The organism is Rhizobium sp. ERR 1071, assembly GCF_007828675.1.
GTDB lineage: Bacteria > Pseudomonadota > Alphaproteobacteria > Rhizobiales > Rhizobiaceae > Rhizobium > Rhizobium dioscoreae.
In genome coordinates, this window is the sequence record NZ_VITM01000004.1 from 702,244 (window position 1) to 714,496 (window position 12,253).

A 12,253-nucleotide genomic window follows, 5' to 3' on the forward strand; every position below is an offset into this window, starting at 1 on the left:
CTTTCGCTAGATGTAGAGCGGCGCCATTCGCCGCCATGCGCCTGCCTGATGGGCGCGCCCATCCCATACATGCAGCCGATGATCGATCCGCTTGTCGGCTAGCAAGTGGCTCAGATACCGATTGTTGTCGAGGAAGGGATCGGCATCTCCGATCGCCATCACGATGTCGATCTGGCGCAGGCTCTCCAACCGCCGTTCGCAGGCAAGTCTCGGCAGAAAATGCGTCGGGGTGTGAAAATAGATATCGTCGTCGTAATAACCGTCGAATAGATCCGTGAAGGATTCGACATTCGTCGTCAGGTCGTAACGGCCGGAAAAGACGACCAGCTTGCGGAAGAGGTGAGGGTGGCGAAAAACCAGACTCGCGGCTTGGAAAGCGCCGAGGCTGCAGCCGTGAACAATGGTGCACTCGTGCCCGTTCTTCTGCGCCATCAGCGGCAGGACTTCGTTGAGAATATATTCCTCGAAAGCGTTATGTCTGCGAATGCGCTCGGCCGGATGGCGATGGAAACCGTAGAAGGTTTCGGTTGCCAGTCCCTCGATGCAGTAGAGCTGAAGCTGTCCGGCATTCAGCTTGTCCGCGAGGCTGGCGACGATGCCGACCTGCTCATATTCCCAGAAGCGACCGTCGCGGGTGGGAAATACCAATACCTTGGCGCCGGCATGGCCGAACACCAGCAACTCCATGTCGCGATGCAGCCGAGGACTGTACCAGCATAGGTATTCGCGGTTCATAGCACCTTGAAGAATTGCCCGACCTTGTCTCGCAGAATTGCGTTCTGCTGCTCGCCGCCAGTATAATCGAAGTGACCGGCATCCAGAATGAAGATTTCGTTAAATTTCTGCAGCGCATTTGCGACAGAGAACTGGCAGGGTGGCGCGACGGCGGGATCGAAAAGCGCGGGTGCGACAAGCATCGGCACAGTGATACGCTGAGCGGCGATCGCAGCATCGAAGAACCGCAGTGTCTCAAGAACGGTGCCGTGCTTTTGCTGATAGGCCTGAACCGATTGGGCGCTGCCGACTGTTGGCAGTGTCAGCCATAGCTGCCGGTGGCCAAAAGTCGGGACGATGAGATGGCCGCGCCTGATCCGCGCATCGAAAGGAATTGCCAGGGCACCGATGCCGCCACCGAAACTGATGCCGCTATAGCCGATATGGCCGGCAAGCCAGGGATAGAGGGTCTCCAATGTCGAGACGGCGAGCCAAATGTCTTCCACGCAGCCGCCGATGACATAGGTATCGCGGCTTTCGATGCCGCAAAGGACATGGCCCGACGCATCCGAGGGGATTTTCGGGCTGGCGCTGAGGGAGAGCCCGCGGCAGCAGGGAAAAAGGATCGCCGTTTCTTCTACCGGCCAATCGAATTCCGGTTGGTCTCTTCCGCCATATCCGTGTCCGACAACGAGGCCGCGCCGCACCTGTCCGCTGCGGGGAATGAGCAGCCAGCCATTGATCTGAAATAACCCTGTCGACGCGTAGCTGATATCAAAGACGTGCCAATTGTCGTGGCGCAGCTTGCTGTGGCGAAGCTTGGGTTGCGGATCGACGGCGAGAGCCGCCCTGTAGCGCTGCTGCCAGAAATCGTCGAAGCCCGCCGGGGCTTCCGGCGTCTCTATCGCCTGCAACTGTGCAAGCTGCATGCCATAGGTCGGATCAAAATCGAAGGGGTGGGATGTCGGTATGCTCATGGCAAATATTTCGCGTGAGAGGACGGGGAACGCAAGAATAGGGATGGCCGATCCGCAGGCTTTCGGAGCGGCTTACTCCTGTTCATTCATGGATTTTCTGCTTGGGACGGTCGATGCGATAGAGCACGTGCGGTCGCAGAATATGGCCTGGCGGCACGGTGATGTCATCGAAATCACCGCCCTCGACATAGATCATGCCAATTTTCTCCATCACGCGGCGGGAAGGAATGTTGATCGCCGAGGTATAGCCGATCACACAATCAGCCTGCAGTTCCTGCCAGGCGAAATCCAGGCAACGCCGGCTGATTTCCGCCGCGTAACCCTGCCGCCAGTATGCACGCCCCAGAATCCAACCAATCTCCAATGGAAAATCGCCCGGAACTTCCGGACCAGGGCGTGAAAGACCCGCGCCGCCAATCAGTGCGCCATCGGCTTTCCGCTCGACGGCCATGAAGCCGAAACCTTCGTTGGCCAACTGCGCGTTGGCTTCATCGATCAGTTCATCTGTCTCGGCAGCCGTGAGCAGGCTCGGATAGTAATATTGCCGAACCTGCGCATCCGCGTTTACGGCTGCAAAAGGAGCGCGGTCGCTATCCTGCCAAGGCCTGAGAACGAGCCGGGAGGTTTCCAGAGTAAGCATCGTTCTCCCAGGGACGAACGGATTGATCTCGATGGCGCGATCGCGCCCAATCTTTGACAGGGCGGCAGGCTGCGCCGCATCTCCATCGATGAATTCATCATGAAAGTCTATATCTGCCTACCGATATTAGCCTCTGTGCTTTCTGCCGCACAGCTGGAAAGATGACGCAAATAGACTTGGTTTGTTGCGAACTGCTGTCGCTTCCTTGCCTTCGTTGAGGTATAGTGTAAGCATGATCAGGGTCCTAACGATACTTGCGGGAATTTCGATTGCAGGTTCCGCAATGGCGGGTCAAATCACTCAAAGCACCTACAATGTTCAGGATTGCTCGAGTGCGGTGGATCAGGTTCTGTCGACGACCAAGGGACGCCTCCTATCCGTCAAGCCACGTGAGAATCGTTGTATCGTGACTGTGATCGTTCAGCATGGCGAGCAACGACCGGAAAAGGTCGTGGTTCGTGTCGACTACGGCAATAATGACAACAGCCAGGAAAATGGCCAATAACCGAAAGCGGTGAAAGGGACCGCGTGAGAAATGGGCGAAGTCATCCAGTTTCGGCCCGCAGCGAGATACGGCAAGCACCTTGATGCGCAGGCTCGCATGGAAAGGGAGCTGCAGCTTCCCCTTGCAATGGCGAATCAAACCACCCGAAAGGCCGGCCGCGCGAATCCGCCGGATACGTCGACGGCTCCCAACTCAAAAATTGGGCTTCCCATTAGCGGCATCGTCATCGTAGTCGGCTCTATCCTGGTCTATGCGCTGGTGATATCCCATGTCGTCGGCCAGCCACATTATTCGGCTCGGGCCAACCTGATGCCTTCGATTTTTCTGCAAAACTAGACTTGCCCGGCAAGAACCGCTTGATGAAGCAGGTCCGCTATCAAGCAGTTGCGATACGCGCCGCGAACGCATTTTCGGCACTATTCTTTCCTATCGCATGCGCGGAGCACGACGCCGGCAACCAGCCGCAATATAATTGCGGCTCAAGATCGACAAAACTGTCATCCCGCGCGCGGAAGACTGTCATATCAGGCCGACTGTTCGGATATGCGGACTTAAAGAACATGAGAAAGATTTAAGCCTGTTCGTTAAGTGAAGATTCCATCAAATCTGATGTAATCCGCAATAGACGGTGATTTTGGAGAGCATTTATTGTCGCGGCTTAAAATTCAACAGCTACAATGGATCGGCGCAATAGCTGTTATCATGGTTTGCCTGATGATGGCCGGCTCGACGATTGCCTTCAGCCTGTCGGATTACCTCAACTACAAACGCGGCGTGATCGAATTCGGTCGTTTTCATACTGCACTGCATGCGGCCGCGACGATATCGAGAGAGCGCGGTCCTGCAAACAGTCTCATGGGCGCTTCGGAGCGTGAACAAGCGCAATTTGCCGCCGATCTGAAAGCAAGCCGCGAAGCAACCGATAGGGATATCGCCAAGCTTGAAGCGCTCTTTAAAACGGAAATAGACCAGTCCGCTGAAATGCGCAGCGCATTCATGGCGCTTAAGGCTCAGCTGGAGAGCGGCCGCCAGGCGGTCGATGCAGTGGCCGCCTTGCCACGCGGCGAGCGCAGCGGCGCAAAGATCGCAGACGCCATACAGGCGATGTTCCGTGCAGCGGATCGCGCCCAGGATTACCGGGATGTCGCCGGCCGATCGGTCATCGCACTGGCGCCTGAGACAGGCGCCGAAGTCATGCTGACCTCGATGGCCGGAACGCTCAGAGAGCGTGCCGGAAGGCTGGGCTCCTATGTCGTCATAATGCTGGCCTCGCAGGGGCAAGCCCGTTCCCACTATAGAGCTGCGTTCGACAACGAGTTAAACCGGCTTTTTGAAGTGAATGCGCTGCTGAAAACCTATGCGCCCGTTACATTGCAATCGCAGGCTTTGGCAAGGCTGTTGGATCAGGTGACGGTCAGTTACTTTGCCGGAGCGCTGCCTTACGCTCAGCGCGTCGCCTTTGATCCGAATGCGAGCGATGCGCTCACACCCGGAGAGTTCACAGCGAAATACGTGCCTGGAATGAAATCGACCGAGAACCTGCGTGAACTCATCGAAACCGCGGCATTGAATTCTCTTGGAGAAGTACGGCAGAAATCCCTGAGAGCCATGCTGATCTCCGCGCTGCTTGCCGTCATGGCGGTATCGGTTGTGATTGGGTTGGCCTACGTGCTCAGGCGTTCGCTCTTTCGGCCGATGCTGGCCGTCATGCGACAGATCGACGAGATTGCCGTCGGCAACCTTACGACGCCACCACCGATACCTCACGCCGGACGTGAAATGCGGGAGCTGTTCCTGCGTCTTGACCTTTTGCGTGAGCAGCAACGCTTCAAGCGGCACCTGGAAATGGAGCGCAAATCGATGACGGAGGAGTTGAGGCGTCTCTCCCAGACGGATGCACTCACTGGCCTTCTCAATCGGCGCGCATTGGAGGATGCGGTGGAGGAATTGCTCGCGACCCCGACAGCGGGCTCCCGAGGCTTTGCAATCATCATGTTCGATATCGACCATTTCAAATCGATCAATGATCGGTACGGTCACGCCGTCGGCGACATGGTGCTGCAAAGAACGGCGCAGATTCTAGGCCCGTGCCTGCGCACCGCCGATCTATTCGCCCGCTACGGCGGTGAGGAATTCATCGTCGTAATGGGTGACGTCACCGAGGCCTCGGCGCGTTCAACGGCCGAGCGATTGCGGGAAACATTAGCGCAAGCCGTCGTCAGCGATGAGCATGGCTTGAAGGTGACTGCGAGCTTCGGCGTCGATTGGCAGGCGCAATGCATGTTCGAAAATTGGGAAAAGCTGGTCGTCGTTGCGGACAACCGGCTCTATCAAGCCAAGCGCAACGGGCGCAATTTGGTCTGCTCATCCGAGAAGACGACTGGACAGACGGCAATCTCCGCCTCGAGACGCGGCCAGAGCGGCGCAAGCGCGGCCTGACACGCTTCGCTATGACCGAGATCATCCGAACCTGCTCGTTGGAAGCTCGTGGTCAGTAGGTAAGCGTCACCACGACCGTATCGGTGTAAGTGCCTGAGGATGGCGTGGTCTGCGGTGGCACTCGGCCGTAGACCGTCAGCAGTTGAGCACTGCCGGTTCCCGTTCCGGCGACGGTGCTGCCCGGCGTATTGGCATCGCCCCAGGGCTGCGACCGGTTGGTATCCTTGTAGAGGCCGTAGGTCACCGTCTCCGATCCTTTCGCCATTTTTCTCGCCGTCGGCGGAGCATTCGCGCCACCACCGCCCAAGGAGATCGTATAGGTTGTGCCCGGCGTACAGGTTGCCGTGACGGAACCCGTGGCATCGACATTCGTGCTCAATACGCCCTGTGTCCCGAAATCGATGTTCTGGACAGTGACGAGGCAATTGGCGGCGACGGTTGCATTGACGCTGAACGACGCGGTTCCAATCGTTCCAGAGGGAGCTGAACAGGTAGTCGCACTACTGTAGCTGTAATAGAAGGAGGTGTAGGTCGATGTGAAGCTGGACGTAAACGACCCCGGTACTGCCGTCGACGGAGAGCCGAGCGCAGCTCCATAGACCGTCATGCTGCCGGTTGCGCCGATCAACGAGCCATTCAGCAGGGCCATTGTCAGCGCATAGACTGGTGCGCGTGATGGATAGGACCAGCTACTCGATCCCCACACCACGCTTCGGCCGTTGTCGGAATAGAGCTGATAGTTCAAAGAACTGCTGCCGTTCAACATCTGGCGCGCCGCGGCCGACGATGCTCCTCCACTGCCGGCGCCGATGTCGGGGCAAATCAGAAGCCGCTTGCCCAGGTCCAGGAGCCCGCCGGAACAAGATACACTTATCGTAGATGTCGAATTGACCGGGGTGCCCGATAAGGTATCGACCGCGCCAAAGTTCATATTGGTAGCCGAGAAGTTGCAGCTTTGTGCAGCGCATAGCGAAGGAAACAGCAGTGTGAGCAAAAAAGTGAGCGAACGCAGCATCTTTTCAACTCCCTTTTAAAGGCACCTGACGTCATCGATGACGACCTGTTCGCCTCGCTGCGGCTTGTAGGCGAATTCGGCATGGCACTTCGTTCCGTCTTCAAGTGATATGTCGATCGCGTTCCTTGCGTGCAGTCCGCGAATGTAGGCCTGTCCGTCATAGCCGATGACGAAATCCTCGCTTGATCCTTGTAAGGTGCCGCCGAGCCCGGCACGCAGCGGCACCCCGTTCTTGTCCTTGATCGTAATCAGAGCGGCTTGCGGTGCTTCGGATACACCGAACTTGACGACAACGCCGCTGCGATCCGCCGGCACGACGATTTTCTTCGTTGCCGGCACGTCGGCGTCGACGGGTAGGTTCTTGGGATCGATGGATAGGGTATTCGGTTCATAGGAATTGAGATTGGGCACCAGGATGCGGCCGCTCGAATTGGTCTTGCCGGCAGGCCGGTTCTGCTGCTGAACTTCAACATCGGGAGCGCCGACGTCGACGACGGCAAAGGCATCGTCAATCCTATTGGTGGCAAAGACGCCACCGCCTGCAACAGCGATGGCACCATCGACGCGAGCCGTGGCGTTGGTCCGATGATCCTGCTGTTGAAGACCTGCCTCGACCTGCGCGAAGGGAGCCCGATAGCCGATTGCCGCCTCGCGATACGTGTCTTCGCCTTCGGAGGTGCGTAGGCGCCAGCCGAAGCTGTTGTCCTCCTGCTGCATCGACTTGGAAACGTCGGCCACGACGCCGAGGCCGTTAGGCCCGCCTTGTACGCCCGTATTGGCCGTGACGTTGCCGCCGAAGGGGATGGAGAGGCCGGCAAAGAATCCGAAATTGCTTCGGTCGTCGAGATCGGTGAAGGCGCTCGCATAGACTGTCGCACGCTTGAAGGTCTGACTGTAGGAAAGACCGGCGATCTTGCTCCTGCTGCCATCGGCGCTTTCGAGGTTGGTGTAGGAGAGGTTGAGGCTGGAAAGATCGAGTGGCGTTGGCACGCTCAGCGTGACCTGATCGATGGCTCGCGGTACACCAGCGCTGAGAATGCTAACATCTCCGGCAGTGCTGGTTGTCGGCCGCGCGGAGACCGAGGCTATGTCGTCATAATCGCCAAAGGTCCGCTGCACGCGGGCATAAAGAGCCCATCTGTCGTAACTGAGCTCGAATGCGGCATTCATCAGCGCGCCGGAACGCGACCCGCTTTTGCTTGCCGCGCCCGCTATTGACGCTACACCGAACGAGCTCACCGGAAAGGCGGCTCCCGCACCGCCATTCAGAAGATCGGCACCGCCCTCGAAGTGGCCTTCCAGTGTCAACCAATCGGTCAGGCCGTACCTTGCGGTGGCGGCGCCCATGATACGGCCGTCATAATCATTGGAATCCGTTCCGAAATTTAGACGCGGAGTGCCGAGCTCGGCGGAAAAATCCAACAGGCCTCGGCGCAGAAGCCAGTTGGAGGAATAGAAGGGCAAGGTCTGCGTCGTTTCCCGCCCGAGGCTGTCACGCAAAACGACGGTCGCTTGCCCGCCTCCGGAAAAGACCGGCAGGTTGGTCACCTCGAATGGTCCGGCAGGGACATCGCTCGAATAGGTGCGAACGTTCTGCGTATAGATATCGAGTGTCGAAGGGACGGCGGCCGTCCCGGTAAAGGAAGGCAGCGGTTCGGTCACCAGGTCGGAGCGCAGCGCAAAATTGCGCTGAAACTGAATGCCGCCAAAATAAACTGGCCGTGTCCATGACAGGCCACCGGTCGTCAGGTCGCCAGCACGATAGGTAACGAGATTCTTTGGATCGGAGTAGCTCCAGGTCGTGTTGAGGCGAGTTATACCGTCGAGGCTGCCTTCTGAATATCCGGCGAGGAAGGACTGGCTTAGCGTGCCGTACGGGCTGAAGAGCCGGACATCGAAGGATCCGGATATTCCCTGGAACAGATTTGAACTGCCTTGGAAGAGACCGTTGGAACTTGCGTAGAGGGAATAGTTCAAGACGGCGCCGTAGCCGGCCTGGGGTGCCGGGATCGCGTTTTCCTGCTGCTGTCTGACATTGATGACGCGGGGTGCGCGCCCCTTATCCGTCGTCTGGACATAAAGGCGCTGCGTTTCATCGTCGACCTGATAGGACAAGCCGGGCAAGGTGTTGAGCTCGACCAGCTTGTCGTCGGCCGCGCCGGCTGGCGGCTTAATGCCGACTTCGCGCAGCTCTTCCGCGGTTGCCGCGAGGGAACCGTTCGGACGCTGTTTGAAATTGCCAATCATCTTCATCGATGCATTGTTGATGAATACTTCGAGGTAGACGTCCAGTGTGGCCGCCGGTTGGCCCGCCATGGCTGCGTTTGCCGGCAGATCCGGCACTTCCTGAGCACGCAGCGCCGAAACTGAGAAAAGCATGCATATGAGAACGGTGCCGGCACTACCGTTGATTAACGGCGACTTCAGCATCGAACGGCCCAAGATCGCTCTGGCCATGGAGTGTTACGACGCTGCCGGTGAGGGATTTTGCTGTTCCCATCGGCCATTGCATCGTCGCGCCAGCAAGTACGTATCCAACCAGCCCGTTGCGGCTGCCGATCTTCGTTGTGCCCTGCGCCAGGGTTACGTTCGACAGACGGAAGCGGCTACCGCCATTGTTCCTGCCGGTCAGAGAAAGGTTGTTGCCCTGTCGTTTGAGGCTCCAGACGATATCGGCGGGTTTTACGTCCGGCCGTTTGAAGAAGGCTGGAATGGACTGGCGCATGATGAGGGTGACCGTGCCGGCGCGCGCGCGGGCAGGGTCTGGCAGCTCATCGACGATAACACGATAAGTCTCTTCGGCCCTGACAGGCGCCTTGCTCGTACGAACCACTCTGACTACATACTGAACATTGGGATTCAGTCTCGCCGCGGGCGGGCTGGCAACGACATCCCGGGTCGGCTCCAGGGTTTCTATGCCGCCCGCCTGGCTCCACTTGAAGACACGTATCTGGACGTTGATCGGATGATCTCCGTCATTGGCGAGGTTCAAGACCGTGGCAGCGGCCGGCGCCGTGAGCTCAAGACTTGTGGGAGCCACTCGCAGAGATGCCGCGTTCAAGCCGTAAGCACCGAGCAGCAAAAGCATAGTCGCGGCAATGCATGGCAACATGCGTTGCATGACGGCCTCCTGAATCTGTGAGTTTTCAGTAGGTGACGGTAACCGCCACGGTATCGGTGTAGACGCCCGCGGCTGGGGTGGTCTGCGGGGGTACCCGGCCATAGACATTTATATTCTGGACTGCGCCATTGCCTGTGCCTGAGACGGTATCGGTGCCTATTGTGGTGCCCCAAGTCTGCGTTCGGTTGGCATCGCTGTAGATCGCATAATTGATCGTCGCACTTGCCGGGCCTGTCATGACACGGACAGCTGTTGTCGCTCCCGCACCAGCGCCGGCACTCAGGCCGACATTGTAGGTCTGCCCGGATGTGCATTGCACACCGATGGTGGTTGCCTGATCGATATTGCTGGTGATGACACCGATGGTGCCAAAGTTGAGATTATTGGCGCTCTGTACGAGGCACTGCGCCTGGATGGTGATGGTGACCGTCATATTGGCGGTTGCAGTGGCAGCCATCGCCGGCGATGCTGCCATGGTCATTGCGATACCAGTCAGGACGGCACCGCAGAGCATTCTCAGCATTCACATTCCCCCTCGCATATGCTTCAGAAAATATCAGAATATAATAAAATAAGCACATATATGCTTCGCTGGCAATCAGGCGGGAATGCGCTTGGACGGACGCGACAGCATCGAAAGAATACCCCTAAAGTATAGTTTGATTTTACTCAGCGAATACCCATAGATAATTAATAGTTTTAAAAAACATGGTTAATAATATTCGATGCAATCCACCTGCAGCCAGGATAAGTGCGGCGAGAATATGAGATTCAATTTAACCGAATCAGCGACTTTGAGGAGCCATCCGCCCTGAATGATTCGCCATTTCGATCACATAGCTGCAGCAGAAACATCAATTCTTGCCGTATGTTCGCAGCCGTTTGACTTATACTCGCCATCCGCGAACTCCGACCGACCATCGAGCCCGGGCCTATTTTTCATCACAGGTCTTCCGATGGTCTTATGAAGCGGAATGTTAGCCTGATCTCCAGCGTGTCGAAGAAATCATGCCGGCATTGATGCATACGAGCCGCAGCAAAAGTCACCGGATTTACGGCAGGCTGAATGGCGGCCCTTGAATGCGGCTCATCCATACCGTCCGGATACGCAAAGTGCGTTCGTCAACATTTCTTTGCAAAAGGTCTGCAATTGGCCATGTTTCGGTAAAAGCCGCGCCACAGTTCACATGAAGATGGCTATCCGGGATTTTGTCAAAAGGAGCGGTCGATGGATACGCAGCCTATGAGATGGTGGAATGGTCAAAGCGAGACAACCCGAAGGCTGGGTTCCGGGCTTGCTGTTTGCGGCACCGTTGTCGGTGCTCTTTATGTCATTGTTCAAACCGGCCCCGTCGACCGCACCATACAGTTCATCGACGACAGCGGCCGCATCGTTATCAATCGCCCAGCACCCGCACCGCAGCTTGCCGTGAACCATTTACAGTTAGCGATTGATGCGAGCCCGGCAAAGCCGCAGATGGCAGTGCCAATTCCGCAACCTTCGCCGCTTGCTGCCATGACCAAGACCAATTTGCCGGTAAAGCGCATTGCGTCGCATTCCGATGCTGCAAAGACCAGGATCGCGTCATCCGGTGACGTGGAACATTTCGACCGCTGCCTGCCGCAATGCGAAACACAGGATCCGCTGATAACAGGTCACCCGGAATATGCTGAGGCAACTCCACCGCTTGCAAACGACGATCCGCCTCCCGTGCTGGAGGAAAGGGTCGGATTTCATCCGCTTGCCGGCGCGCGCAACCTTTTGAACAGAGCGGTGGATGCCCCTGGCATGATGTTGCGCCGCAGCCGGCAGATGATCGACAATGTGGCCCGCGTAGATTGGTAATTGGGACGCATGTCCGCGCCCATTGCCGATATCAAGACAACGGGCGCAGACTTTTATTCTCGAGCGAAGGGGTGTTGAGACACCCGACGAAAAGCCGCCTATAGGCCGCCGGCGCTCGCCGTACTGCGCAGCAGCCGGCAAAGGCTGACAAGACCAGCATCGAAATTGCCGGATGCCGTCACCTGACGACAGGCAATCAGCATACGTTTCTGCTCAGCGCTCGACATGGTACGGAAAGCGGCAAGTGTGCGCGTGCTCGATCCCCTGCCGGAATTGCCCGAGCCCAGCCCGAAGCCGCTCGTGCCGCCTGTGCCTCCGGTTGCCATACCCATTCCACTGGATCCGGTACCCCCAGTCGAGCCAGTCCCGCTGCCGGTTCCACCGCCGCTGCCGCCTGAATCGCTCCCACCGATACCAACACCCACGCCGACGCCCACTCCGGATCCGCCGACGGAGACACCAGCGCCAGCATTGACACCACTTGAGCCTCCAACCGAAGCGCCGAGACCAGCGTTGACGCCGTTGCTATTGGCCGATGCGCCCACGCCGGCATTCACTCCGTTGGAACCGCCAACGGACGCGCCGACGCCCGCGTTGACACCGCTCGTTCCGGATACGGAAGCACCCGCACCGGCGTTGACGCCGTTCGTGCCGCCGACCGATGCACCGACGCCGGCATTAAGCCCATTGGAGCCAAGCCCTGCGCCCAAACCAGCGTTGATGCCGCCGACCGATACGCCAACACCCAATCCAGTGCTTCCGGATCGGCTGCCGCCGTGATCCGTCCCGCCGCCGGGCTCTGCATAACTTGTCGAGGTCAATAGAAGAAGAGCGGATGCAGCGATTGCCATCCGTGAAGATTGTATTCTCATGACTAAACTCCGTTTCAGTTTAGGCTTTTGTCAGCCTGTTTCTGATTGCCGGAGCGCGCGCACCGTAGAGTTGGAATGAAGGGGCCTGTTTATTCTCCTTTCCTCCCAAGACTACACTACAGAA

Annotated in this window: 12 protein-coding genes; 4 read left to right on the forward strand and 8 right to left on the reverse strand. The window is 57.8% G+C overall.

Going from position 1 to position 12,253, the window contains the following annotated elements:
* Positions 1-6 precede the first annotated feature (6 nt).
* The 3 genes from FBZ99_RS17905 to FBZ99_RS17915 form a co-directional block, all read right to left on the reverse strand.
* Positions 7-735, reverse strand: coding sequence for an esterase family protein (locus FBZ99_RS17905; protein WP_145634150.1), 729 nt, complete (start codon positions 733-735; stop codon positions 7-9).
* Positions 732-1,691, reverse strand: a complete 960-nt coding sequence (locus tag FBZ99_RS17910) for an acetylxylan esterase (RefSeq protein WP_113351172.1) — start codon at positions 1,689-1,691, stop codon at positions 732-734. The genes FBZ99_RS17905 and FBZ99_RS17910 overlap by 4 nt, the downstream gene beginning before the upstream one ends.
* A gap of 82 nt (positions 1,692-1,773) precedes the next feature.
* Positions 1,774-2,331, reverse strand: coding sequence for a GNAT family N-acetyltransferase (locus FBZ99_RS17915; protein WP_113351173.1), 558 nt, complete (start codon positions 2,329-2,331; stop codon positions 1,774-1,776).
* A gap of 283 nt (positions 2,332-2,614) precedes the next feature.
* Between FBZ99_RS17915 and FBZ99_RS17920 the strand changes: the two genes are divergently transcribed.
* The 3 genes from FBZ99_RS17920 (at position 2,615) to FBZ99_RS17930 (ending at position 5,275) form a co-directional block, all read left to right on the forward strand.
* Complete coding sequence (locus FBZ99_RS17920; RefSeq protein WP_113332647.1) at positions 2,615-2,836, forward strand: hypothetical protein; 222 nt, start codon at positions 2,615-2,617, stop codon at positions 2,834-2,836.
* A 30-nt stretch (positions 2,837-2,866) separates the two neighbouring features.
* Entirely contained in the window at positions 2,867-3,172 is a 306-nt protein-coding gene (locus FBZ99_RS17925; protein ID WP_113351174.1) for a hypothetical protein, read from the forward strand.
* A 312-nt stretch (positions 3,173-3,484) separates the two neighbouring features.
* Positions 3,485-5,275 (forward strand): GGDEF domain-containing protein, encoded by a 1,791-nt coding sequence (locus tag FBZ99_RS17930; protein WP_145634152.1) that lies wholly within the window; start codon positions 3,485-3,487, stop codon positions 5,273-5,275.
* Positions 5,276-5,327: 52 nt separating this feature from the next.
* Here the strand turns inward: FBZ99_RS17930 and FBZ99_RS17935 are convergent, their stop codons facing one another.
* From FBZ99_RS17935 to FBZ99_RS17950, 4 genes are read right to left on the reverse strand one after another with little or no spacing between them, the layout of a single operon-like run.
* Positions 5,328-6,290 (reverse strand): Csu type fimbrial protein, encoded by a 963-nt coding sequence (locus FBZ99_RS17935; RefSeq protein WP_113351176.1) that lies wholly within the window; start codon positions 6,288-6,290, stop codon positions 5,328-5,330.
* Positions 6,291-6,305: 15 nt separating this feature from the next.
* Positions 6,306-8,669, reverse strand: a complete 2,364-nt coding sequence (locus FBZ99_RS17940) for a fimbria/pilus outer membrane usher protein (RefSeq protein WP_113351205.1) — start codon at positions 8,667-8,669, stop codon at positions 6,306-6,308.
* Between the two features lie 22 nt (positions 8,670-8,691).
* A complete protein-coding gene (locus tag FBZ99_RS17945) occupies positions 8,692-9,411 on the reverse strand; it encodes a fimbrial biogenesis chaperone (protein ID WP_113351177.1) in 720 nt (239 codons plus the stop codon).
* A 25-nt stretch (positions 9,412-9,436) separates the two neighbouring features.
* Positions 9,437-9,934, reverse strand: coding sequence for a Csu type fimbrial protein (locus tag FBZ99_RS17950; protein WP_113351178.1), 498 nt, complete (start codon positions 9,932-9,934; stop codon positions 9,437-9,439).
* A 705-nt stretch (positions 9,935-10,639) separates the two neighbouring features.
* Between FBZ99_RS17950 and FBZ99_RS17955 the strand changes: the two genes are divergently transcribed.
* Entirely contained in the window at positions 10,640-11,257 is a 618-nt protein-coding gene (locus tag FBZ99_RS17955; RefSeq protein WP_113332641.1) for a hypothetical protein, read from the forward strand.
* Between the two features lie 98 nt (positions 11,258-11,355).
* Here FBZ99_RS17955 and FBZ99_RS17960 read toward each other — a convergent pair whose 3' ends face one another.
* Complete coding sequence (locus FBZ99_RS17960) at positions 11,356-12,129, reverse strand: hypothetical protein (protein WP_113351179.1); 774 nt, start codon at positions 12,127-12,129, stop codon at positions 11,356-11,358.
* Positions 12,130-12,253: the final 124 nt, after the last annotated feature.

Coding starts and splice junctions, on each gene's coding strand:
- FBZ99_RS17945 (WP_113351177.1), bottom strand. CDS start 9,411: ATGCAACGCATGTTGCCATGCATTGCCGCGACTATGCTTTTGCTGCTC.
- FBZ99_RS17910 (WP_113351172.1), bottom strand. CDS start 1,691: ATGAGCATACCGACATCCCACCCCTTCGATTTTGATCCGACCTATGGC.
- FBZ99_RS17915 (WP_113351173.1), bottom strand. CDS start 2,331: ATGCTTACTCTGGAAACCTCCCGGCTCGTTCTCAGGCCTTGGCAGGAT.
- FBZ99_RS17935 (WP_113351176.1), bottom strand. CDS start 6,290: ATGCTGCGTTCGCTCACTTTTTTGCTCACACTGCTGTTTCCTTCGCTA.
- FBZ99_RS17950 (WP_113351178.1), bottom strand. CDS start 9,934: ATGCTGAGAATGCTCTGCGGTGCCGTCCTGACTGGTATCGCAATGACC.
- FBZ99_RS17920 (WP_113332647.1), top strand. CDS start 2,615: ATGGCGGGTCAAATCACTCAAAGCACCTACAATGTTCAGGATTGCTCG.
- FBZ99_RS17960 (WP_113351179.1), bottom strand. CDS start 12,129: ATGAGAATACAATCTTCACGGATGGCAATCGCTGCATCCGCTCTTCTT.
- FBZ99_RS17940 (WP_113351205.1), bottom strand. CDS start 8,669: ATGCTTTTCTCAGTTTCGGCGCTGCGTGCTCAGGAAGTGCCGGATCTG.
- FBZ99_RS17905 (WP_145634150.1), bottom strand. CDS start 735: ATGAACCGCGAATACCTATGCTGGTACAGTCCTCGGCTGCATCGCGAC.
- FBZ99_RS17955 (WP_113332641.1), top strand. CDS start 10,640: ATGGATACGCAGCCTATGAGATGGTGGAATGGTCAAAGCGAGACAACC.
- FBZ99_RS17925 (WP_113351174.1), top strand. CDS start 2,867: ATGGGCGAAGTCATCCAGTTTCGGCCCGCAGCGAGATACGGCAAGCAC.